This is a genomic window from Avibacterium sp. 20-129 (genome assembly GCF_026226845.1).
Lineage (GTDB): Bacteria > Pseudomonadota > Gammaproteobacteria > Enterobacterales > Pasteurellaceae > Avibacterium.
Genome location: NZ_JAKKOE010000001.1, coordinates 576278 through 598997 on the forward strand (window position 1 = coordinate 576278; position 22720 = coordinate 598997).

Sequence of the window (22720 nt, forward strand, 5' to 3'; positions counted from 1 at the left end):
AGGAATTCATATATGAAACAAAAACGATTTTTTCAATTAAGCAGCATTGCATTAGCTTGTGCTACGTTAATGGCTTGTGGCTCTTCTCATTCTGATGATACTTCAAGTAATACAGGCACATCTCATAATGATTCAGACAATACCATTCAATTGCAACAACAATTAGCCAATGCTAAAGCTAAATTACAACAAGCACAAAGCGAGCTTGCGAATAAACAACAATCTCTAGCGAGCTATCAACAATCCTTGCAAAAAACCACGAATGAATTAAACAGTGCAAAACAGCAATTAGCTACGGTAAACACAACGCTTACCACCGCTATCACACAAGTGAATAAACAAAAAGCAGAGGTAAGCCGTTTAACCTCTCAAGTGAATGAACTCACGCAATTGCAAAAATTAGGCAACAGCGCGGAAGTGCAACAAAAGCTTGCTCAAGCTAAACAAAATTTAGCAAACGCCAATGCCACATTACAAACCACACAAAGCCAATATACACTTGCCCAAAAACAGGCTGAGAGTTTAACTAAAAATGTGTCTGCCTTAGAAAAAGCCCAACAGGCGTTAACCACTCAAGTTAAACAAAAACAAACTGAGTTAGAACAGCTAAGAGCTAGCATAAGTAGTAGTGAAATTGCTCTTAAAAAAGAAAAAGCACAGCTAGATAACCTGAGTAAAGATGAGACCAAAATAGTTGAAGCCAAACGGGAAGAAAACTATATGGGAGATAACTACAAATGGAGAAGTATTATACTGAGCGGTTCCCCCTCCTCCTTAAAAAGAACGTCAATATCTAATAATCTGAGATATTATGGTTCGAATACATTTGAAATTCTGGTGCCACATCCAGATGGTGCAGGAGTCAAAGAAAGTCGGTTCGCAGAAGACAATGCAAGAAAGATTGATTTTTCAAAATATGAAATTAACCCACAAAAAATTCAATCAGAATTGCTAACGGCACAAACTTGTGCTTCAGCAGAGGCATGTAACCCAACGGTTGAACGAACTGTGGGTCAAGCTCGTTTTGTCAATCAATCCTATTCTACTTATTTTAGTATATCTACAAAGAGCTATAATAGTAGTACTGATAAATATGATCTACAGTCTCTTCCGTTAGCAGGGTATGTTTATAAGGAACTGCCGCAAGACAACCGCGTATGGCAACGTCCATCTGGGCAAGAGGAAGTAACCTACCGTGGCAAAGTACTAGGCTATTGGCGAGAAAATCTAGTGTCTGAATATAAAGCTCATCTAGCACAAGGGGATCTCACTTTAACCGCGAACTTTGCGGATAAAACGGTTTCAGGGAAAGTGACGAACCGGACTAATTATAAAAATAATCAAGATATTGTGCTAATTAAAACACCTATCATCAGTACTAATGATACTCAGGTAGGCTTTTCAGGAAAAATCCAATATGGCCATTATGATATGAATCGTCAATCTGATGGTGAGTATGAAGGGATCTTTGTTGGCCCTAATGCCGAAGAAGTGGTTGGTGAAATTATCGGTTCTGCTGATACTAATGTACAAATTTTTGGTGGCACATCCAAATAGCCTTTTTCCCCTGCTAAGTTCGCCTTAGCAGGGCTTTCTTTTAGCTTTATTGAGAAGACATTATGCCTAATCGATTAAAAATACTTACTCAATTTCCCCTTTCTTCTTTATGTTTAGGGCTATTTTCTTTTAGCATTGCACAAAATAGCCTGGCAGCCCCAGCAGCAATTCCAACAAATACGGCACTGGAAATAAAAAATGAACCGAAAGAGACGCTTAATGTAGCACAACCTGATTTTAATACAGTGCCAAAAGCGCCTCAATCAGCGTCTGAAACAACGCCAGATAACAGCACTGAACTTTCAGATGAAGACTTACAACAACATCCTGAATTGGCTCGTAAATTATTAAACTATGTGATCGATACTCATCGCTGGGATTTATTGCCTGATTTGCTCACGATTTATAAAAAAACGGTCGATCCCGATCCTATTCTCATTGATTATGCTCAAGCAATGCTGTACCGAATAGAAGGCAATTTAACTGATGCTATTCGTTTATACCGTCATATTATTGCGGAAAATCCTAGCTTCTCCCCCGTTCGTTTTGCACTCGCTCAAACATTATTTGAGGATTACCAAAGCGAAGCGGCTGAAGATCAATTTAACAAATTGCGTGCAAGTCCTGATCTCCCACCTGAAATAATGCTTATTTCTGATCAGTATTTAGCGGCAATTAAACGCCAATCAGCTTGGTCATTTAGTGCTTCGTTATCTTATTTACAAGATAACAACGTTAATAATGCAGCGAAAGACAAAGTCGTCTATATCGGTAATACCCCTTTCCAAAAAAGTGAAGATTCATTGCCTCAATCCGCTCACGGATTACAATATGGGGTAAATTTCAGTAAAAAAATGAATTTAATTGGTCGCCATTCACTTTATTTAGAAAATAATCTATATGGTAAAAGCTATTGGGATAATCACGACTATGATGATATTTTGAATCGCACAACCGTGGGGTATCAATATCAAGATATCAATAATCGATTTGCTATTTTACCTTTCTACACTTATCGTTGGTTCGGTGGTAAAAAATATAGCCGTAATTATGGGCTGCGTTTTGAGTATGAGCGTTGGTTATCGCCAAAATGGCAAACAAGTTCTGCAATAGAACTGAGCAAAACAAGGTATAAAACCAATGATGGTGCTAACAGTAATAATCAACTTTATTCCACTACTTTGTTGCATTTATTTAATGCCAAAACCTATTTCTATGGTGGTTTAGATTATCAACGTGAAAAAGCACAAAATAAAATGTTCTCCTCTGATCGCTTAGGTTTTCGTTTAGGCTGGGGGCAAGAATGGAAATGGGGCATTTCAACCCGTTTGCAATTTGGGATAGAACAACGTACTTTCAAAGAAAAGAATTTATTCTTTAATAAAATTCGTAAAGATAAAGAATACAATGGTGTCATTACTTTATGGAATCGTGAATGGCATCTATGGGGTATTACACCAAAACTTAATTTTAGTTGGACAAAAGTGAATAGTAATCTCCCCGCACTTTATAGTTACCATAAAAACCGTGTATTCTTAAATTTTGAAAAAACATTCTAAAAGGTCTTTTTCCCTTTGTTTCGATGATGGCATACCTGCCATCATCTTTTCTCCACAAATATTCGTTGCCAAGATCCTATTTCATTTATTGTTTAAAATAGAATGAGGTAATGTAACGTGATATGATTTCAATCATAGAACATAATATCTCAATCGATTTTTATTTTATGCGATTCTCTTTACTCAAAAACAAATACAATGCCCTGTTACGCAAACTGTTCATTCATCCCAAAATGCGTAATGAATTGAAAAATAAAGGAATGACGGTAATAGCCAGTAATTGTAACGGTGCATTTATTTTGCACGATTTAGCACAACCGTTTAATTCGCCTTTTGTAAATTTATATCTTGAACCCAAAGATTTTATTCGCTATTTACAGCGTATTGAACATTATCAGCAACAAACCTTGCAATTTGTAACGCAATCACCTTACCCGATTGCTTATTTAGATGATATAAAAATTCACTTTATGCATTATGCCAATACACAGCAAGCCCAAGAAAAATGGCAACAGCGCTCACAACGGATTGATCTTGAAAATCTTTTTATTATTATGACCGATCGTGATGGCTGCACAGAACAAGATCTCAACGCCTTTGATGCTCTGCCTTATCCAAACAAAGTGGTATTTACACATAAACCTTACCCAGCAATTCCTTCCGCTTTTTACATTCAAGGCTTTGAACAACAAGATTGTGTGGGTGATCTTTTTGCTTATTCAGGTTGGAGCGGTAAACGCTATTATGATCAGTTTGATTATCTCGCTTGGTTTAACCAACACAAAAACGAGAAACGTTCATCACATTAGGATAAAAATAAAGTGCGGTGAAATTTTGTTAAATTTTTTACCGCACCTTTGACTGAACTCTTACAACGCAATTTCGTCAAGGCTACGCCCAAAACTTGGGATAAACACTTGAATAAAATATGTCATTTCTTCACTGTGCCATTCCGCCATTAATGCTTCTAACCGTACTTTCGCGGAAGAGAATTCTTGATTACCTTGTTCCAATTCAAACTTCGCTTTGATGTAAGCACAAAGTAAATCGGCTTGTTTTACAATGTGTTTTTCTTCAGCAGAAAATTGTTCACTATGTAAATAAGGCGCAAAATCAGGTTGCAATTCTTCGGGGAGTAAACTCAATAAATGAAATTCTGCGGCACTTTCAATTTGTTTATAGGCTTGGGTAATGCTGTCATTAAAATATTTAATTGGCGTGGGTAAATCGCCAGTAAAAATTTCTGCACTGTCGTGATACATTGCCAATACGGCAATACGTTCAGGATTTAGCTGACCTGCATAAAATTTATTTTTGATGATAGCCAACATATGTGCCACGAACGCCACTTGTAGGCTATGTTCCGCTAAATTCTCTTTTTCAATATTACGCATTAAAGACCAACGCTGAATGAGCTTTAAGCGATCCAAACAGGCAAAGAAGTGGCTCGGTTGTAAGCGTTCAAAGGACATTTAGTTCTCCGTATATTCTTCAATGGTAACTGGCAAAGTCATCACTTTGCCAAGACGAGAAATCACCATATTCACGGTGGTGTTTGGCCTGGTATTACTAATCACATTCATCATTTGTGCCGGTGATTCTGCTTTTATATCGCCAAATTGCAGCATAATATCCCCCGCTTGTAAGCCTGCTTTGGCAGCAGGGCTGTTTTCTTTCACATTCGTGATTTCAATACCTTTACTGCTCGTTTCATCACTAAGCAAGACGTCAGTTTGAATACCAAGAAAACCGCGGATCACACGTCCATCACGGATAATTTTTTTCATTACGTCGTTGGCAAGATCAATGGGAATGGCAAAATTCAACCCTTCCGCAATTTCATTAGCATTTTTACCAATGCTTAATGTGCTAATGCCCACCAATTCACCAAGGGAATTAATCAATGCACCACCTGAATTACCACGATTAATGGATGCATCAGTTTGGATAAAATTTTGTCGCCCAATGTAATCACCTACCGCATTGCGCCCCAACGCACTGATAATGCCTTGCGATACGCTTTGCCCTAAGTTATAAGGGTTACCAATGGCAAGTACCACATCGCCTACGTGCAATTTACGCTTGGTATTAGGAATAGTGGGTAAATTATCTGCGCGGATTTTTAGTACCGCTAAATCGGTAAGATTGTCTGAGCCGATCAAACTAGCTTCAAAAATTCGCCCATTTTGCATTGCCACCACGATTTGATCGGCATTTTGAATAACGTGTTTATTGGTGAGAATATGCCCGTCTTTCACCATTATCACGCCCGAGCCAAGATTGGTAATCTGTGGCTGTCCACTCATCGAAGTAAAAGATTGACTGTACACATTCACGACCGCAGGCGAGGCAACCCTAACCGCATCTTTAAAAGAAAGGATCGCTTTTTGAAACAAAGGCTGATCTTGCTTTAGGAAAGGGCTGATTAACAAAATTGCGCCTGCGGCAAGTAAACCGATGATAATCGATTGGATAAGCTTTCTTAACATTCTTATTCTCTTCGTATTCGTTGTATGATTTGCTGGTTTCTTTACTTTCACTTAATTTTTTGGATGATAAATTAATTTTAAATCTTCACCAATCGGTGTTGCCGATTGTAATTGCCATTGTGGTGCATCAGCTAATTTTTGGAGATGCGGTAATTGACAAAGTCCTTTCCCTTTATCGCCCAATAATTTAGGTGCAAGATAAATAATCAGCTCATCCACCAATTTTGCTTCAATCAAGGCACCGGCTAATTGTGCGCCCGCTTCAACCCATAAGGTATTAATTTGTTGTTCTGCTAACTGAGTTAAAAGTGCGGTGAAAAAATCTGCCTTTTTTTCAATATGTATTGCCTGACAGAAATCGGGCATACCTTGCATATCTCTTGCCGTTGAACTGACTAACCAAACAGGCGTAGGTTGTTGAAATAACTGATATTCTGGCGTAACTCGATGCTGGCTATCTAAAATAACCCGCACGGGCTGGCGAAGTTCGCTATCAGGATATTGTTGTTGAATCGCTAAAGGAAGTTGCTCCCAACGTACATTTAACATCGGATTATCCATTAATACCGTTTGACTTGTGGAAAGAATGGCACTTGCTGCTGCCCGATATTGCTGCACATCTTGGCGTGCCAGTGCACCGGTGATCCATTTACTTTCGCCACTTGCCATTGCGGTCCGTCCATCAATGCTCATCGCCATTTTCAGTTGTACGAAAGGACGATTGCGACACATTCTTGTGAGAAAACCTTGATTGAGCAACGCTGCTTGCTCTGCCAACAATCCGACCTCCGTTTGCACGCCGGCTTGTTCAAGCATTTTCAAGCCACGTCCAGCAACTTGCGGATTGGGATCGGTCATTGCGGCAATCACTTTTATTACCCCAGCCTCAATTAATCCTTTGGCGCAAGGTGGCGTGCGACCAAAATGAGAACAAGGCTCAAGGGTAACATAAGCCGTTGTACCACGCGCATTTTCTCCAGCTTCACGCAATGCCATTACTTCGGCGTGTGGTTGCCCTGCTTTAAGGTGGAAGCCTTTACCGATCACCTTGCCTTCTTTAACCAAAACACAACCCACTGAAGGATTTGGCGTGGTAGTAAAACGTCCTTGCTTGGCGAGATCCAACGCCATTTGCATAAATTGCTGATCTTGCTGAGAAAATGGTTGCATATTAATCCTTCAGGCTTTCGATTTCTTTGGTAAATTGATCGATGTCATCAAAACTTAAATAAACGGAGGCAAAACGGATATAGGCGACTTTATCCAATTTTTTTAACTCATTCATTGCCAGCTGCCCGACAAAATGGCTTGGCACTTCTCGCTCCCCTGTGGCACGCAGTTGATGAATAATGCGATTAATGGATTTTTCCACATCATCAGAACTTACTGGACGTTTCTCTAAGGCGTGCAGAATACCACGACGAAGTTTTTCTTCATCGAAAGGTTCACGCGATTGATCACTTTTAATAATTTTTGGGATCACGAGTTCAATAATTTCAAAGGTGGTAAAACGTTCGTGACAATGCCCACATTCACGGCGGCGGCGAACCTGAAAGCCATCGGAGACCAACCGACTATCGATCACTTTCGTTTCTTCTGTTGAACAAAAAGGACAACGCATAAATTCTTTCAATCCCCTTTTTAAATGGTATTTCCCATTTTAATGGCTAAAACAGCATAAAATTTTTGTTATAAAGGCTCAAATTGTAGCAAAATTTACCTTTTTTTACGATCTTTATGTGGCAAAAAATGATCTTACGCAGGTATTTTATAACTTTTTTTGTTGTCTTATTGCCTTATATATATTAATTCCCTACTATATTACTCAACTATTTTATCTTTGGAGAAAGACAATGAAAAATGAATTAATTTGCTACAAAAAAATGCCTGTGTGGAACAAAGAAAGTCTGCCAAAAATGTTCCAAGAAAAACATAACACGAAAATTGGCACTTGGGGCAAAATTACCGTGCTACAAGGCAAACTAAAATTTTATGTTTTAACCGAACAAGGCGACGTAGTGAGTGAGCATATTTTCACTGCGCAAGATGACACGCCTTTTGTTGAACCGCAACTATGGCACCGCGTGGAAGCCGCTTCAGATGATCTGGAATGTTATTTAGCATTTTATTGTAAAAAAGAAGATTATTTCAGCAAAAAATATAATATGACCCCAACGCATTCTGAGGTAAAAAGTGCGGTGGAAATCATTCCGCCTTGCAAAGTCTTAGATCTTGGTTGCGGACAAGGACGCAACTCGCTCTTTTTAAGTCTGCTTGGCTATGATGTGACTTCTTGGGATCACAACGAAAATAGCCTTGCTTTTCTGACCAGTACGGCGGAAAAAGAAAATCTCAATATTCAGACCGCACTTTATAATATCAATGACGCCAATATTCAGGAAAATTACGATTTTATTCTGTCTACGGTGGTATTTATGTTCCTTGATCGCAATGCCATTCCTGCGATTATTGAGAATATGCAAAAGCACACAAATGCTGGCGGTTATAATCTCATTGTTGCTGCAATGAGTACTGATGATGTCCCTTGCCCAATGCCATTCTCTTTCACCTTCAAAGAAGGTGAACTGAAAAATTATTATCAAAATTGGGAATTGATTAAATATCAAGAAGAAATGGGCGAACTTCACAAAACAGATGAAAATGGCAACCGCATTAAAATGAAATTTGTCACAATGTTGGCAAAGAAAAAATAAACCAACCATAAAAAGAAAAAGCCATAACACCAGAAGTGCGGTGGAAATTTTTGAATTTTTTCACCGCACTTGTTTTCTACCTCATTTTATTTATCCCCATTCTTTTTACTCTCCTTTTATTTTTCTCTTTCTCGCCAAAGGGCAAACAATGCGCTATCTCGCAAATTTTTCCATTGATCATAGGCGATTACCTTACCTTGATCTAACAGCACCACTTGTTGAGCTAAACGTGCTAATTCTTCAAGGCTATGAGTAACATATAAAATAGGAATCGCAATTTCTTGTGCAAGTTTATCTAGATAATCCAATAACTCTAATTTACGTGGCAGATCAAGGGCGGAAAGGGGTTCGTCCATCAGCAAAATTTCAGGTTGGCAGAGCAATGCGCGCCCAATCGCAACACGCTGTTTTTCACCGCCTGATAAGGTGATCGGATAGCGTTTGAGTAAATGTTCAATGCCCAAAAGTTGCACAATACGATCAAACTCTGCGGTATTTTTCTGTTTCATTCCATAACGTAAATTGCCTGTTACCGAATAATGAGGAAATAATCTGCCTTCCTGAAAAACATACCCCACATTACGATGATTAGGTGGAAGATTAAGCTGTGTTTCTGTATTAACTAAATCTCGCCCATTCAAACGAATATAGCCTTCATCAGGTTGTAACAAACCACTCACTAAATTAATCAGTGTGGTTTTCCCTGAACCAGACAAGCCAAATAATGCGGTAACCCCTTGCGTGGGCAACTGTAAATCTACCGCAAAAGTCATTTTGCCTAATTGTTTGCGTACATTAATTTCTAACATCAGATTGTCCCAAGCGTTTTTGTGTATATTTTGCTAACCATTCCGAAATTAGTAAAGAAATCAAGGCAATTACAATAGCAATCAAACATAAGCGTGCTGCTGCACTTTCTGCACCCGGTGTTTCAATAAAAGAAAACATTGCAAGAGGAATGGTTTGGGTTACTTTTGGAATATTTGAAACAAAGGTGATGGTTGCCCCAAATTCGCCTAATGAGCGAGCAAAACCAAGCACAATCCCTGCCAATATCCCCGGCAGAGCAAGTGGTAGGGTGATCGTGAAAAATGTTTTCAAGGCTGATGATCCCAAAGTGCGTGCTGCTTGCTCAAGTTTGAAATCCACATTTTCAATAGCTAGACGAATCGAGCGTACCACTAGTGGGAAAGAGACAATGGCAGAAGCTAATGCGGCACCATACCAACTAAAGCCAAAGCTAAAATCAAACCATTGCAATAAGTATCGCCCGATAATGCCATTTCGCCCCATTGCGATTAATAATAAATAACCAACCACCACAGGAGGTAAAACTAAAGGCAAATGGATAATGCCATTGAGCAAGGATTTTCCCCAGAAATCTTTGCGCGCCAGCAACCAAGCCACAAAAATTGCGCAAGGCAATCCAGCCAACACTGACACCAATGCCACTTTGACACTTAATGCAATGGCATTCAACTCAGCTGAGGAAAAATGAAAAAAGGCCTGCCAATCCATTTGCATCGTACCCTTTTATTTGACCACGAATCCAGCTTTCAGGAAGATCTTTTTCGCCTCTTCTGATTGCAAATAGGCAAGAAAATCAACACGTTCCTGATTGCTATGCCCAACCACAATTGCCGCAGGATATTCAATCGCCGCGTGAGAATTTTCAGGGAAAACCGCCACCACTTTCACTTTTTGGCTTGCCTCTGCATCTGTGCCATATACAATCCCAAGAGGGGCTTCACCTTGTTCAACTAAGGCTAATGCAGCACGCACATTATTGGCTCTGGCAAGTTTATTTTCAACCGCCTGCCATTGATTTAAGCTTGTTAAGGCTTCTTGTGCATATTTCCCAGCAGGAACGTGCGCAGGATCCCCCACTGCCAAATAGCTACCTTTTAATTCACCTTGCCACTGAGCATTTTGCACATCAATCTGCGCTAATCGGCTGTTTTTCGGGGCAATCATAACCAAACTATTCTGCACTAAATTCACGCGACTTTTTGGTTCAATCACATTTTTTTCCGCTAAAAAATCCATCCATTTTTGGTTAGCAGAAATAAAAATATCCGCTGGCGCTCCCTGTGAAATTTGTCTCGCCAATACAGAAGAAGAGGCAAAAGAAAAATCAATTTCTTCTTTAGGGTGAGTTGCTAAATACTGCGTTTTCACCTCTTCTAATACATTTGTCATAGAAGCAGCGGCAAAAATAGTCAGCTTCGCTTGCGCAGGAATAGAGAATAATGAACAAGCCAATAAAGTTGAACAAAGAAATGTTTTAAGTTTTAGCATTGGGATACTCCTTAGTTATCAATATAAAATAAATTATATAACGATTTAAAAAATAAAAGCTACATAAAAAAGAGAACTTCTCGTAAAATAGTTTTACTTGATTTCAACGGTGTCAAAATAAACAGGGCTAGCACAAACTCTATTGGGGATTTGAGGGGAATAATGTTAAATAGTGAAGTATTGCTCAGTATAAAATTACAACAGCAGCTTTTTGTTGATCCAAAACGAATGCGTTTATTACGTAAAATTGCCGAATCTGGTTCTATCAGCCAAGCAGCAAAAAACGCCAACGTGAGTTATAAAAGTGCTTGGGATCATCTTGAAGCAATGAATAGCCTCAGCCCGATGCCTTTGCTAGAACGTAATACAGGTGGAAAAAATGGTGGCGGTACAACACTGACAAATTATGCCAAGCGATTATTAAAACTCTACGATCTATTGCAAGAAACACAACAAAAAGCCTTTCAAATTCTACAAGATGAACAAATTCCCCTTGATAGTTTACTGACTGCTACGGCGCGTTTTTCTTTGCAAAGTAGTGCCAGAAATCAGTTTTTTGGTACAGTGAAAAGCCTAACACAAGAAAACAATCATTGCGCTGTGGAAATCCAACTTCCCCATTTCGATCAGCCTATTATTGCCTTTATCACCGCACAAAGTGCAGTACGTTTACAGCTTCATTTAGGTAAAGAAGTAATGCTAATGATCAAAGCGCCTTGGGTAAAATTATTCGCTAAAAAACCGCAAAAAACCTGTAATATTTTCACCGCACTTTTATCCTATATCAACCATCAAAATCACACTAATGAAGCAATTCTCACCCTAAATGAGCAATTAGAATGCTGTGCTAGCCTTGACGAACATTCCTCTTTCCAACAAGGTGATAAACTCTTTTGCTATATTGATCCTGAACAAATCGTTTTACTCACACTCTACTAGCATTGTGTTAGCTAAATAGCCTATTTAGCAAACTGCCCTGCCTCATTTTGATTTTGCGATTTTCGGTATATTTTTTCAAATTTTGAAATAAGATGGCACGTTATAGGCTTGCTTTATTGCATTGCCTGTAACGTGCCATCTCGTTTCATTCCAAATTTAAACGGCGATAAAATAGGTTTATCAAAGAATAAGTTAAAATTTAACGCTGATACTATTTCAATTCAATCGTTAACTCATAGCTAGAAGTCCTATCTTTATAGGAGGCTGCTCTAGGCTGACCTACTCGTAATTCATATTGTCCTGTTTCTGGTAGCGTATAAGCTTCACCATAAGAATAATCATCATATCCATATAAGAAAGCATCTACATTCCCTTGGGTAACCAGTTTAACAATTAATGTTTGCCCTTTTTTTCCTTCAAAAGGATAACTTTGGAAATCATAGCCAGTAACTTTTCCTTCATAATGTTGAACAAACGCCTGAGTATTTTCAGTCTCTTGTTTAGCTTGAGCTTGTTCAACAACATCTGTTTTTGTTGCAGCGGTATCAGTCTTTGTGGCTTGTTCGCAACCTGATAAACCGATAAGACCTACAGCTAAAAATGCACAGTAAATTTTGTTTAATGTTTTCATCATTTCCTCTCTCGTTAGATAAAAATAGCACACCATAAAAATGGATGGTGTGTCTATTATGTTATCACTTATTTTGTAAAAATAATAAAGTTTCTTTATCTCCATTTACTTTTAGCCATTTTATGTTAGCATTCCCACTTATTTTTCATTAAAAAATAAGGTGTATAAATGCAATCTTTTGAATTTCATAAAATTTCATTATTTTTAATCGCAGCAGCGAGTACAATGCCATCAAATGCGGAGCAAAATGGAGAAAATAGCCAACAATTAGCGCCGATTTTAGTTGAAACCACCATTTCTCCAACCGCGGTACCCGATCATTATTTGCATACGCAACATAAAATCACCGAACAGCAATTAAAACAGAACTATTCGACAACCATTGGTTCAGTCGTAGATAAAACCTCAGGTGTACAAAGCAGTTCTTTTGGACCAAATGCAAGTCGTCCTATTATTCGAGGATTATCAGGTCAGCGTGTTACTGTTTTACAAAATAATATGCCGATCAATGACTTAGCTATAGTAAGTGGTAATCTTGCAACTTCTGTCGATCCATTAAATGCAAAAGAAATTGAAATCAACAAAGGAAGTGCCAGTATTCTATACGGTGGACGTAGCCTTGGTGGTGCAGTGAATGTATTAGATAATTCAATCCCTAATAAAATTTCGCATCAAAAAATAAGCGGACAAGTAACCCTAAATAAAGGAATTAATGCGCCAAACCAAGGGCTATTTCAGCTCAATCTGAGTAATGATGAACATTGGGCAGGGCATATCAGTGGAAGTATCAGTAAGATTTCTTCTGTAAAAATACCTCATCGAACCAAATCTTCTGTTTGCTATGATAAAAGCTATCTACAATCTCGGACAGATTTACAGCGTCAATGTCAGGTAAGTATTCCTGTATTAACAACAATTAATCCAGCCTATTTCAAATATATTAGTCAATATTATTTAGATAATTATCAAGATACGAGCTTAGGTCTTACTGAAGAAGATAAATATACGAATAACCGTGGTAATGTTTTTGTGCAAAACCCACCAAATCCTTTATATGTACCAAATAGCCCTTACTATGCAGAGAAATTTGGTGAAATGAAAGAATATCGTTCTTATCCGTACGGAAAAATACCGAATAGCCACTCGCAAACACGTACCTTTACGCTTGGTACGAGTTACATTAGTGATTTTGGTTACTCAGGCATTGCTTGGCATTATTATGATGCGGATTATGGCGTACCGGGGTTTGCTTATTTAAATACCCAAACCATAGATGGTTATGCGCCAGTCAATGTGAAAAATAAAACTCATCGCTTAGACTGGCGAACACATTGGAAAACACCATTTACTGGTATCGATGCCATTGATTTACAAGTAAATTATCAACAAGCTAAAGATAATGAATACCTTGGTGATGTACTTTCTAATGGATTTCAGTCAAAAAATTACAGTTATCGCCTCTATGCAAGCCATCAACCTTTATTTGGACGCCTGATCGGCACAATTGGTACTGATTTTTCTCATCAACACGTACAACCAAATGGAGAAGATGCTTATTTGCCTCATTTAACAAGAAAATCTTATAGTGTATATGGTATTGAAACCCTTGATCTTTCTCCATTTATGCTAGAAGCAGGACATCGTATTGAAAAAGTGCGGTATAAATTAGGTGAGAATGTTGCTGGCACGGCAAGAGGGATAGGTGGCTATTATGCGAAAGATCGTCAATTTTATTTGCAAAATAGTCATCTTGCTCTGCAATTTAATCCAACTGACAATAGCTACCTCAGAATTCAACGCACCTTTGCTGAACGCGCCTTAGAAATGAATGAATTATATGCGAATAATAACCACTATGCGTTATTAATCGAAGAAAATGGTGATGCTCGGCTTGCGAAAGAAAAGAGTAAAACGTGGGAATTTTCTCTCGGATATAGCCCTGATCCTTTCGATATTAGCCTAAACTGGTATCAAACAAAATTCGATCATTTTACTTATTTAGGTTATACCGGTGTCGCACGAAATGGTTTAATGGTAAAAGAATGGCGTCAGACCCCATTTACCTTAACTGGATGGGAATTAGATTTAACTTATACGATGGAAACTGCTCATTTCGGTACTTGGTATTGGCATACTTTTTATGATCAAGTCAAACAGAAACTCCCTCATCGTCTAACTGGGCTAGGAAACTATTTACCTAATTTACCATCATCTCGATTTGGCGCCGATCTGAATATTGAATATGATCGATGGAAAGGATTTATTTCTGCTATTCATTACAAAACACAAAAAAATGTCAGCAATGAAATTGATGAAAAACTTTCCGTTCCTTCTTTCACACTTGTTGATTTAGGCATCAGCTATACCTATCCTTGGAAACAAACAGAAATTGAGCTTTATCTCAATGTAAATAATATGACGAACAGAGAAGCGCGCTCTAATACGTCATCATTAAAATTTCTCGCTCCATTAGCGGGAAGAAATGCCAGTTTAGGTTTAAATATCAAATTTTAATACTCGCAGAAACCACGTCTAATCAGCGTGGTTTCTTTATTTAAACACCATCTGTACTAAAAACATATAAATCACTGTTCCTGCAATGATGGAAAGAAACATATTCTTTTTCCAAAAATGTAACGCTAATACAATTCCCCCTGCAATAAAATCAGGTGCGCCAAAATAGGCAGTATTCATATCAATATTTTTATAACAATATACGACAAGCATACCGAACATTGCTGGCGGTAATACTTTACCTAAATAACGAATATATTCAGGAATAGGACGCTCAGCAGGAAAGATCCAAAAAGGTAACCATCTTGTTAATTGAACGGCTAACACAGCAAGAGAAATCGTAATAATTTGTTGGATTAATGTCATTTTTCCACCTGTTCTAAGGTTACATTCAATTTTGCTCGCCATAAGGTTAAAAGTAACCAAATAATCGCTAATGTAGGAAGAAGAAAATAATTTTTACCGACAACAAGCAAGCACAACGATGCCACACCAATACCTAATAACGAACTCTTATGCGATTTTTCCTTAAGCCAATTTTCTGCAAAAATCACTAAAAATAGTGCGGTCATTGCAAACTCAATGCCTTTGAGATCAAAAGGAATAATATTGCCGAATACATTTCCTAACAGTGCGCCTAACACCCAATAAATATGAAGATAAAGGCTGACAAAAAACATATACCATCCTTTATCTAAATGCGAAGGAATAGTCGCAACATAATTCAGTGAAAAACTCTCATCAACCAGTGAACTAATCAGATACCAACGTTTTTTACCTACACCACTGCCATATTTCTCCAACATAGAAATACTATAAAAAATTTGACGTAAACTCACCATCAAGGTTAATAAAAAAACATAAACGGGCGTGAATACCCCCATCAATGCCCCAGCAACAATAAACTCCACAGAGCCTGCATAAATCAGTAATGCCATTAAAAAAGGATACCAAGCATTAAAACCTAGTCCTTTCATATAAAGCCCGTATGCAAACCCTAAAAATAAAAAACCAACCAACATAGGTAAAGAATAAGGAAATGCCGCTTTTGCGCTTTTCCAAATCTTATTTTGCGTTGCAATCATACTTATCTCGCTACTCTTCTAAAATGGATAATCCGGGCAAGGTTGAAAAACTTTGGGCTTTCACTGTCTCATAAAAATCCTCAACAAAGGCAACCTCTGTATCAGCTTCACGAAATGCTCCATAAAGATTACTATATAACCCTTGTGAAGTGATCTTTCTCGCGACAATATAGCCTCGATCTAAATAAGGTTTTGCTGCCCAAAAAGGTAATGCTGCCACCCCTCTTTTACTCGCTACAAGCTGAATAATCGCAATGGTCAATTCACTTGTTCTACGAGTAGGATTGATCCCCGCAGGCTGCAACACTTTTTTCAGTAAATCTAACATATCATCAGGAACAGGATAGGTAATTAATGTTTGATCAAGAAAATCCTCCGCCTGCCAAACCGCTTTATTGGCAAGAGAATGATCCTTCGCACATAATCCCACCATCTCATAAGAAAATAACGGTTTATAGGTAATACCGACAGTCTCTTCAACCTCCGAAACCACCGCCCAATCTGCACGATGGGTTAATAATAGCCCAACAGGATCAGTATGAAAGCCAGAAACAATATCTAACTCCACTAAAGGCCAATGTTGGCGAAAACTATCCATTGCGGGCATTAACCAGTCAAAGCAAGTATGACATTCTACCGCAATGCGCAGCTCCCCCGCTTCCCCTTGCTTCACTCGTGAAAGATCTCGCTCGGCCTCAATAATTTGTGGTAACACTTCATTTGCTAATTTAATCAAACGCTCGCCAGCCGCCGTAAAGCGTAAAGGCTGACTTTTTCGCTCAAATAGCGCAAGACCATATTGATCTTCCAATAACTTTATCTGATGAGAAAGGGCTGATTGCGTTAAATAAATACGCTTCGCCGCTAAAGAAACACTCCCCGTTTCTTTTAATGCAATCAGTGTTTTAAGATGTCGAATTTCTAAAAATGTGGGTTTCATTAAATGGATTCATAGATATAAAACAAGATAATGAAAATTATACAACAAAAAAGCACCGCACTTTAATGATTAATATAAAGTGCGGTGGTTTTTATTTAAAAATTTATTAATTCTTATCTTTCATCATTGTTGGCATAACGAAATTTGTATATGGAGGAGAAATCTTTAAATATCCTTGATCCCCAGTTAGATCATTATTATTCACATACCCTAACTTACACGAACTGATCTCCTGCTTATAGCCAAAAAGATTGAGTAATAAAGTTGAAATTTGTTGATGAAATAAGCGATCACATTGTGAAAAATCTTGATGTAATTGCTGTTGCAACACTCTGTCAGGGGTATATAACACTGTCGGCACAAGATAATTATCTTCGTCCATTGTTGCCTGAATATGACGCTCGGGGGTAACAAACTGCCCGTGATCAGAAGTATAAACAAACAGCCAATCTTGCGCTGATTGCTGTTCTAAATAATGAATAATGGCTTTCATTAGCTGATCGGTGGCATAAATAGTATTGTCATATTCATCATTTGCTGTTTTATCGCCAAATACTTTTTGCTCCGCAGTTAAAATCTTGCCATAAGGCATATGTGAACCGCGCTGATGTAAAATAATAAAATGATTACCTTCCTGTAAATTAATCTTTTTCAATAAGGGTAATAATTCCCTATCGGACATATGTTGTTTAAATCCAAAACCAAGATCTGTAGGATATTTCAGCTCATCAATCCACGTTTTACCTAATAAATTAAGCAGATCCATATCCTCTTGAGATTGTGCAGTATAAAAATAAGTTTGATAGCCTTGCTGTTTAGCTAAACGAAATAAATTCGTTGTACCTTTAGAAATTTGGGATAATCCATTTGGGTATTCAATAGCATTGAATAAAGAAGGAAGTGCAATTGCAGTAAGTAATCCTGCTGAATAGGTTTCTTTGACAATAGGTTGAGCATCAGATTGAGCAAACCGCGTTAAAAATGGCGTTGTCTCTCTCTGTCTGTCTCTCTGTCTGTCTGTCTGTCTGTCTGCAAAATTATAGCCAAAGTAACTGACGTGTTTAGCGCTTTCACTCTCACCAAGTAAGAAAATAATATTACGAACTTTAGGTTTACTTGCGACTTGTGGCTCTGCCATTTGATAATCAGGCACCACACTTAAATGCAAAAATTTATAGGGTAAAGTATGCCCTACAAATGAACTTAAACTAAGATAGTTTGTTTTAATTCGGCTATAAGAAAGTTTTGGAGAAATGATACTTCTACTTTCATCTAAAGCAACACGCGCAAGACCGAATATGATTAAGAGAAAAAATGCCCCATCTGCAATCCAAGAACGCTTACGTTGGAAACATAAAATAGAGCTTATCAAAATCACTTCTAGCAATCCCCATAATGCGGGAAATAACGTCTTTTCAATTAATGAGCTACTCGCCCCTACCACTTCATGCCATTCTTTAAAAAGCAAATATAAATTCATTGGTGTAATCCAGCCCTGGTAAGCAGCATAATGGATATTATTACCAATGAAACTCATTGCAAAGAAAGCAAGCAGTAAGTACTGCACTATTCTTGATTTAACAAAATATAATAATGCAACAAAGACTAAAATAAACGCATAATTCTCAGCTAATTTGCCAACTGGCAAGACTGGAACAGAAAATACAATACGATAGAGTAATTCACTTACAAGTAATATCACACTGTATAACACAATGAGAAATAAGGCTTTTTTCATTTTGATGATCCTAGCAGATTAAAATGAACGAAATTGTAGCACAACATAATGCGTGATATAAATAAAGCCTGCTAACCAAAGTGCGGTGTTTTTTTAAGTAAATTTTCCAACATAAACACCTACATTAATTTAATTCATACAAACTGTGAAAATTATGATATTGCATAATATAGAGCCTTTCGGCATTATTAGACGCAAGAAAGACGTTTAGACGTCTATTTGGTTAATAATAAAAACAGGAGTTCGATTATGACAACATTTCATCTTTTAGGTTTTCCTCGTGTTGGGGCAAAACGTGAGCTTAAATTTGCCCAAGAGCGTTATTGGCGTGGCGAGATTGCGGAGCAAGATTTATTGGATATCGCCAAAGCGCTACGCGAAATTAACTGGAAGCACCAAGCGGCAGCAAAGGCAGATTATGTGGCAGTGGCAGATTTCACCTTTTACGATCATATTTTGGATCTACAGGTGGCAACAGGGGCAATTCCTGCGCGTTTCGGTTTTGATAGCCAACAATTAACGCTTGATCAATATTTCCAACTAGCACGCGGTAACAAAGAGCAATTCGCCATTGAGATGACAAAATGGTTCGACACTAACTACCACTATTTAGTGCCAGAATTCCACAAAAACACCGAATTTAAAGCCAATCCAGCTCATTATGTACAACAAATTCGTGAAGCAAAAGCGCTTGGCTTAACGGTGAAACCAACCATTGTTGGTCCATTAACCTTCTTACATTTAGGTAAAGAAAAAGGCGACGCATTTGATCGCTTTACACTCTTAAATAAACTCGTGCCTATTTATGTAGAAATCCTAAATGCCTTAGCCGCAGAAGGCGTGGAATGGATTCAAATTGATGAACCTGCACTTGCGGTAGATTTACCAGCACAATGGGTAGCCGCTTATCAGGCTGTTTATGCTGAATTAAGCGAAAAAGTAAACGTAAAATTACTTTTAGCCACCTATTTTGGTTCGGTGGCTGAACACGCGAACTTATTGAAATCACTCCCTGTAGACGGTTTACATATTGATTTAGTGCGTGCGCCTGAGCAGCTTGCCGTCTTTAGCGATTATGATAAGGTACTATCCGCTGGCGTAATCGACGGACGCAATGTGTGGCGTGCTAATTTAAATCAAGTATTAGATGTGCTTGAGCCATTAAAAGCACAATTAGGCGAACGTTTATGGATTGCCCCGAGCTGCTCTTTATTGCATAGCCCTTATGATTTATCTGTGGAAGTGCAACTAAAAGAAAACAAACCTGCGCTTTATAGCTGGCTTGCTTTCACGTTACAAAAAGTACAAGAATTATCGGTCATTAAAACCGCACTTGAACAAGGTCGTGCAGCCGTTCAAGCAGAATTAGATGCCAGTCAAGCTGCTGCTGATACGCGAGCCAACAGCACAGAAATTCATCGCCCAGAAGTCGCTGAACGTTTAGCCAATTTGCCAGAAGGAGCGGATCAACGTAAATCGCCATTTGCTGAGCGTATTGCCAAACAAAATGCGTGGTTAAATTTACCTTTATTGCCAACCACTAATATCGGTTCATTCCCACAGACCAGTGAGATTCGTCAAGTCCGTGCGCAATTTAAGAAAGGCACATTAAGCCTTGAAGACTACGAAGCCGCAATGAAAAAAGAAATTGAGCTAGTCGTGCGTGAGCAAGAGCGTCTGGACTTAGATGTGTTGGTACACGGTGAAGCAGAGCGTAACGATATGGTGGAATATTTTGGTGAATTATTAGACGGCTTCGCGTTTACCAAATTTGGTTGGGTGCAAAGCTACGGTTCACGTTGCGTTAAGCCACCAATTATTTATGGTGATGTAGTTCGCCCTGTGCCAATGACGGTTCGCTGGTCGCAATATGCCCAAAGTCTCACCAACAAAGTGATGAAAGGAATGCTCACCGGCCCCGTTACCATTTTACAATGGTCTTTCGTACGTAACGATATTCCACGCGCAACAGTGTGTAAACAGATTGGTGTTGCCCTGTCTGACGAAGTGTTAGATTTAGAAAAAGCAGGCATTAAAGTGATCCAAATTGACGAGCCGGCTATCCGTGAAGGTTTACCGCTTAAACGTGCGGATTGGGACGCCTATCTTCAATGGGCAGGCGAGGCATTCCGTTTAAGCTCAATGGGCGTGCAAGATGATACGCAAATTCACACACATATGTGTTATTCCGAATTTAACGATATTTTACCGGCTATCGCCGCACTTGATGCCGACGTGATTACCATTGAAACCTCACGTTCAGATATGGAATTGCTAAACGCTTTCGCCGATTTCAAATATCCAAATGATATTGGCCCGGGTGTGTACGATATTCACAGTCCACGCGTACCAAAAGCAGAAGAAATTGAGCATCTGCTACGTAAAGCGTTGAATGTTGTACCAAAAGAGCGTTTATGGGTGAATCCAGATTGTGGTTTAAAAACCCGTGGTTGGACAGAAACCTTACAACAATTAGAAGTGATGGTTGATGTGACGAAGAAATTACGCGCTGAACTCGCTCAATAAAAAATAGATAAAAAACCACCGCACTTTAAAAGTGCGGTGGTTTTTTATTGTGGTTTTTCGCACGAAAAAGCATAACGATCTTAGCGTTGCCTTTCTCTAAACCAAATGAACTGTTGCCAATAACATTATCCACACAATTGTCAGTGCAGGCCCCAGTAAACCAATGATTACCCCGCCTAAACGAAATTCAGATTGTTTGATCAATCCCGTACTAAATGCAATGGCATTTGGCGGTGTGGAAACGGGTAAAAACAAAGCGCAAGACGCACTTAACCCGATCACTAAAGGCAAAATCGTTGGGTTCGCACCTTCACCCCCTACCATTGCAAGTAATGATACCCCCATCGGGATAAGAATCGTTGTTGCGGCGGTATTACTCATAAAATTCGACAATAACACCGTGATAAAACCAAATAAAATCAGCAATAAGACAAAACTCACTTGAATATGGCTAATTTTATCAACAAAATGTGTGGCGATTTGCTGTTCTTCAATCGCAAGCCCTAACGCCAATCCACCTGCAACGAGCATTAAGGTATCCCAAGGTAAACGGCGAATATCTTTTGCCTCTAGCACGCCTGTCATTGTTAAGCCAACGATGGGAATGCCGGAAGCTGCGGCAACAGGAATGCCTATCCATTTAGAAGTCAGCCAACAAAATAGCGTGATCGCTAAAATAATTAGTACGATCGTTTTATGTAATCTTTCTTGGTTGGTTGTGTCTTCTTCATCTTGGGTTAAAAAATCAAAACGCAAAGGTGCCTGATGTTTTAATTTGTATTTATAAATTAATACCCGCCAGAAAATAAAGAGCAATAAAAATGCTAAAGGCGCGCCGACCATCATCCACTCTAAAAAGGAAATAGGATAACCCAATTTTTCTAATGCTCCCACGGCAATAGCATTCGGTGCAGAGCCAATAATTGTCCCCATTCCCCCCACCGAAGCTGCCGCAGGAATGCCTAATAGTAACGCTTTAGATAAATGCCCCTGTTCAGATAAACGCGAGAATAATGGGCTGATTGTGGCGATCATCATTGCCGTGGTTGCGGTGTTACTCATCACCATTGACATCACCGCGGTAACGAGCATTAGCCCCCACAGCACATAAAGGGGATTTGTGCCAAATTTTGGTAGCACAGCTTTTAACAACATTACATCAAGTTTGGTTTTCTTCATTGCTTCCGCAAGGAAAAATCCACCTAAAAATAGCCAAATCACACTATCTGACCACGTCTGCAAATATTTCATTGCATCATAGGCCTCACTTTTTCCCATTATCAGTACAAGAAACCCTACAATCAAAATACTGACGGAAAAAGGCGGAATGGCCTCTGTTACCCATAAACTAATGGAAAAAAAGAGTAGAAATAGCACATAATTTTGAATTTTTGTAAAACTTGCATCAGAAGCAAGCAAGGTAAGCAATAAGGCAAAAATAATAGAAAAAAGAAAGCAAAAAAATTTTTTATTATTAAAGGTTTGCATTCCTTGCCAATATTGTTTAATTCCCATATAAAACCTCAAACTGTTTGATTTCCGCTTGTTTAATATAAAGAATTTACTTAGAATTTGCTGTGATCCCATTCAAATAAATGACTTCTTTGATTTATTTTTTCCGCTAAATTATTAATGAAAAGTTAAAATTACGACTAACTTTTTTAACTATTTTTAATTTTTTGTTATCGACAATTTAACGCACACTTCCATACAAAAAATGAAAGCCAAAT

19 protein-coding genes and 1 pseudogene are annotated in these 22720 nt (G+C 38.4%); 7 read left to right on the forward strand and 13 right to left on the reverse strand.

Going from position 1 to position 22720, the window contains the following annotated elements; translation table 11 throughout:
* Positions 1-12: 12 nt before the first annotated feature.
* The 3 genes from L5B90_RS02685 to L5B90_RS02695 all read left to right on the forward strand — a co-directional run bounded on the left by L5B90_RS02685 (position 13) and on the right by L5B90_RS02695 (position 3925).
* Positions 13-1557 carry a factor H binding protein domain-containing protein gene (locus L5B90_RS02685; RefSeq protein ID WP_265762072.1) on the forward strand — a complete coding sequence of 515 codons (1545 nt, stop codon included), beginning with the start codon at positions 13-15 and terminating at the stop codon, positions 1555-1557.
* Positions 1558-1619: 62 nt separating this feature from the next.
* Positions 1620-3116 carry a surface lipoprotein assembly modifier gene (locus L5B90_RS02690; RefSeq protein WP_265762073.1) on the forward strand — a complete coding sequence of 499 codons (1497 nt, stop codon included), beginning with the start codon at positions 1620-1622 and terminating at the stop codon, positions 3114-3116.
* A gap of 167 nt (positions 3117-3283) precedes the next feature.
* Positions 3284-3925, forward strand: a complete 642-nt coding sequence (locus L5B90_RS02695; RefSeq protein WP_265762539.1) for a DUF1919 domain-containing protein — start codon at positions 3284-3286, stop codon at positions 3923-3925.
* Positions 3926-3985: 60 nt separating this feature from the next.
* On the opposite strand, the gene yfbR is transcribed toward L5B90_RS02695, so the two are convergent.
* The 4 genes from yfbR to nrdR are packed head-to-tail and all read right to left on the reverse strand — an operon-like array spanning position 3986 to position 7226.
* Entirely contained in the window at positions 3986-4588 is a 603-nt protein-coding gene (yfbR, locus tag L5B90_RS02700) for a 5'-deoxynucleotidase (RefSeq protein WP_250350460.1), read from the reverse strand.
* On the reverse strand, positions 4589-5605 hold the full coding sequence (degS, locus tag L5B90_RS02705; protein WP_250350461.1) for an outer membrane-stress sensor serine endopeptidase DegS: 1017 nt from the start codon (positions 5603-5605) through the stop codon (positions 4589-4591). It lies immediately after the preceding gene.
* A gap of 51 nt (positions 5606-5656) precedes the next feature.
* A complete protein-coding gene (gene ribD / locus L5B90_RS02710) occupies positions 5657-6775 on the reverse strand; it encodes a bifunctional diaminohydroxyphosphoribosylaminopyrimidine deaminase/5-amino-6-(5-phosphoribosylamino)uracil reductase RibD (RefSeq protein ID WP_265762074.1) in 1119 nt (372 codons plus the stop codon).
* 1 nt (position 6776) lies between these two features.
* Entirely contained in the window at positions 6777-7226 is a 450-nt protein-coding gene (gene nrdR / locus L5B90_RS02715) for a transcriptional regulator NrdR (protein WP_250364392.1), read from the reverse strand.
* Positions 7227-7458: 232 nt separating this feature from the next.
* On the opposite strand from nrdR, the gene tehB reads away from it, so the two are divergent.
* Positions 7459-8319, forward strand: coding sequence for an SAM-dependent methyltransferase TehB (gene tehB, locus L5B90_RS02720; protein ID WP_250350464.1), 861 nt, complete (start codon positions 7459-7461; stop codon positions 8317-8319).
* Positions 8320-8450: 131 nt separating this feature from the next.
* Here tehB and modC read toward each other — a convergent pair.
* The 3 genes and pseudogenes from modC to modA form a co-directional block, all read right to left on the reverse strand.
* A pseudogene (gene modC, locus L5B90_RS02725) lies at positions 8451-9128 on the reverse strand (molybdenum ABC transporter ATP-binding protein); the annotation flags it as partial.
* Complete coding sequence (modB, locus tag L5B90_RS02730; protein ID WP_442778768.1) at positions 9115-9837, reverse strand: molybdate ABC transporter permease subunit; 723 nt, start codon at positions 9835-9837, stop codon at positions 9115-9117. The pseudogene modC and the gene modB, both read right to left, overlap by 14 nt.
* 15 nt (positions 9838-9852) lie before the next feature.
* Positions 9853-10617, reverse strand: coding sequence for a molybdate ABC transporter substrate-binding protein (gene modA, locus L5B90_RS02735; protein ID WP_265762076.1), 765 nt, complete (start codon positions 10615-10617; stop codon positions 9853-9855).
* Between the two features lie 162 nt (positions 10618-10779).
* On the opposite strand from modA, the gene L5B90_RS02740 reads away from it, so the two are divergent.
* Positions 10780-11556, forward strand: a complete 777-nt coding sequence (locus L5B90_RS02740; RefSeq protein WP_265762077.1) for a TOBE domain-containing protein — start codon at positions 10780-10782, stop codon at positions 11554-11556.
* Between the two features lie 211 nt (positions 11557-11767).
* Here the strand turns inward: L5B90_RS02740 and L5B90_RS02745 are convergent, their stop codons facing one another.
* Complete coding sequence (locus tag L5B90_RS02745; protein ID WP_265762078.1) at positions 11768-12190, reverse strand: PPC domain-containing protein; 423 nt, start codon at positions 12188-12190, stop codon at positions 11768-11770.
* A gap of 165 nt (positions 12191-12355) precedes the next feature.
* Here L5B90_RS02745 and L5B90_RS02750 point away from each other — a divergent pair, with 165 nt between their 5' ends.
* Positions 12356-14701: a TonB-dependent receptor gene (locus L5B90_RS02750; protein ID WP_265762079.1), complete on the forward strand. Its 2346-nt coding sequence runs from the start codon at positions 12356-12358 to the stop codon at positions 14699-14701.
* 36 nt (positions 14702-14737) lie between these two features.
* On the opposite strand, the gene L5B90_RS02755 is transcribed toward L5B90_RS02750, so the two are convergent.
* The 4 genes from L5B90_RS02755 to L5B90_RS02770 all read right to left on the reverse strand — a co-directional run bounded on the left by L5B90_RS02755 (position 14738) and on the right by L5B90_RS02770 (position 18464).
* Complete coding sequence (locus L5B90_RS02755; protein WP_265762080.1) at positions 14738-15067, reverse strand: branched-chain amino acid transporter permease; 330 nt, start codon at positions 15065-15067, stop codon at positions 14738-14740.
* Positions 15064-15786, reverse strand: coding sequence for an AzlC family ABC transporter permease (locus tag L5B90_RS02760; RefSeq protein ID WP_265762081.1), 723 nt, complete (start codon positions 15784-15786; stop codon positions 15064-15066). The genes L5B90_RS02755 and L5B90_RS02760 overlap by 4 nt, the downstream gene beginning before the upstream one ends.
* A gap of 10 nt (positions 15787-15796) precedes the next feature.
* Positions 15797-16726 carry a LysR family transcriptional regulator gene (locus tag L5B90_RS02765; RefSeq protein WP_250350472.1) on the reverse strand — a complete coding sequence of 310 codons (930 nt, stop codon included), beginning with the start codon at positions 16724-16726 and terminating at the stop codon, positions 15797-15799.
* 106 nt (positions 16727-16832) lie between these two features.
* Positions 16833-18464, reverse strand: a complete 1632-nt coding sequence (locus L5B90_RS02770) for a phosphoethanolamine transferase (protein ID WP_265762082.1) — start codon at positions 18462-18464, stop codon at positions 16833-16835.
* A 249-nt stretch (positions 18465-18713) separates the two neighbouring features.
* On the opposite strand from L5B90_RS02770, the gene metE reads away from it, so the two are divergent.
* Positions 18714-20990, forward strand: coding sequence for a 5-methyltetrahydropteroyltriglutamate--homocysteine S-methyltransferase (metE, locus tag L5B90_RS02775; protein WP_265762083.1), 2277 nt, complete (start codon positions 18714-18716; stop codon positions 20988-20990).
* A 96-nt stretch (positions 20991-21086) separates the two neighbouring features.
* Here metE and L5B90_RS02780 read toward each other — a convergent pair whose 3' ends face one another.
* Positions 21087-22505, reverse strand: a complete 1419-nt coding sequence (locus L5B90_RS02780; RefSeq protein WP_265762084.1) for an SLC13 family permease — start codon at positions 22503-22505, stop codon at positions 21087-21089.
* Between the last annotated feature and the right edge of the window lie 215 nt (positions 22506-22720).

Coding starts and splice junctions, on each gene's coding strand:
- L5B90_RS02685 (WP_265762072.1), top strand. CDS start 13: ATGAAACAAAAACGATTTTTTCAATTAAGCAGCATTGCATTAGCTTGT.
- L5B90_RS02690 (WP_265762073.1), top strand. CDS start 1,620: ATGCCTAATCGATTAAAAATACTTACTCAATTTCCCCTTTCTTCTTTA.
- L5B90_RS02695 (WP_265762539.1), top strand. CDS start 3,284: ATGCGATTCTCTTTACTCAAAAACAAATACAATGCCCTGTTACGCAAA.
- yfbR (WP_250350460.1), bottom strand. CDS start 4,588: ATGTCCTTTGAACGCTTACAACCGAGCCACTTCTTTGCCTGTTTGGAT.
- degS (WP_250350461.1), bottom strand. CDS start 5,605: ATGTTAAGAAAGCTTATCCAATCGATTATCATCGGTTTACTTGCCGCA.
- ribD (WP_265762074.1), bottom strand. CDS start 6,775: ATGCAACCATTTTCTCAGCAAGATCAGCAATTTATGCAAATGGCGTTG.
- nrdR (WP_250364392.1), bottom strand. CDS start 7,226: ATGCGTTGTCCTTTTTGTTCAACAGAAGAAACGAAAGTGATCGATAGT.
- tehB (WP_250350464.1), top strand. CDS start 7,459: ATGAAAAATGAATTAATTTGCTACAAAAAAATGCCTGTGTGGAACAAA.
- modB (WP_442778768.1), bottom strand. CDS start 9,837: ATGGATTGGCAGGCCTTTTTTCATTTTTCCTCAGCTGAGTTGAATGCC.
- modA (WP_265762076.1), bottom strand. CDS start 10,617: ATGCTAAAACTTAAAACATTTCTTTGTTCAACTTTATTGGCTTGTTCA.
- L5B90_RS02740 (WP_265762077.1), top strand. CDS start 10,780: ATGTTAAATAGTGAAGTATTGCTCAGTATAAAATTACAACAGCAGCTT.
- L5B90_RS02745 (WP_265762078.1), bottom strand. CDS start 12,190: ATGATGAAAACATTAAACAAAATTTACTGTGCATTTTTAGCTGTAGGT.
- L5B90_RS02750 (WP_265762079.1), top strand. CDS start 12,356: ATGCAATCTTTTGAATTTCATAAAATTTCATTATTTTTAATCGCAGCA.
- L5B90_RS02755 (WP_265762080.1), bottom strand. CDS start 15,067: ATGACATTAATCCAACAAATTATTACGATTTCTCTTGCTGTGTTAGCC.
- L5B90_RS02760 (WP_265762081.1), bottom strand. CDS start 15,786: ATGATTGCAACGCAAAATAAGATTTGGAAAAGCGCAAAAGCGGCATTT.
- L5B90_RS02765 (WP_250350472.1), bottom strand. CDS start 16,726: ATGAAACCCACATTTTTAGAAATTCGACATCTTAAAACACTGATTGCA.
- L5B90_RS02770 (WP_265762082.1), bottom strand. CDS start 18,464: ATGAAAAAAGCCTTATTTCTCATTGTGTTATACAGTGTGATATTACTT.
- metE (WP_265762083.1), top strand. CDS start 18,714: ATGACAACATTTCATCTTTTAGGTTTTCCTCGTGTTGGGGCAAAACGT.
- L5B90_RS02780 (WP_265762084.1), bottom strand. CDS start 22,505: ATGGGAATTAAACAATATTGGCAAGGAATGCAAACCTTTAATAATAAA.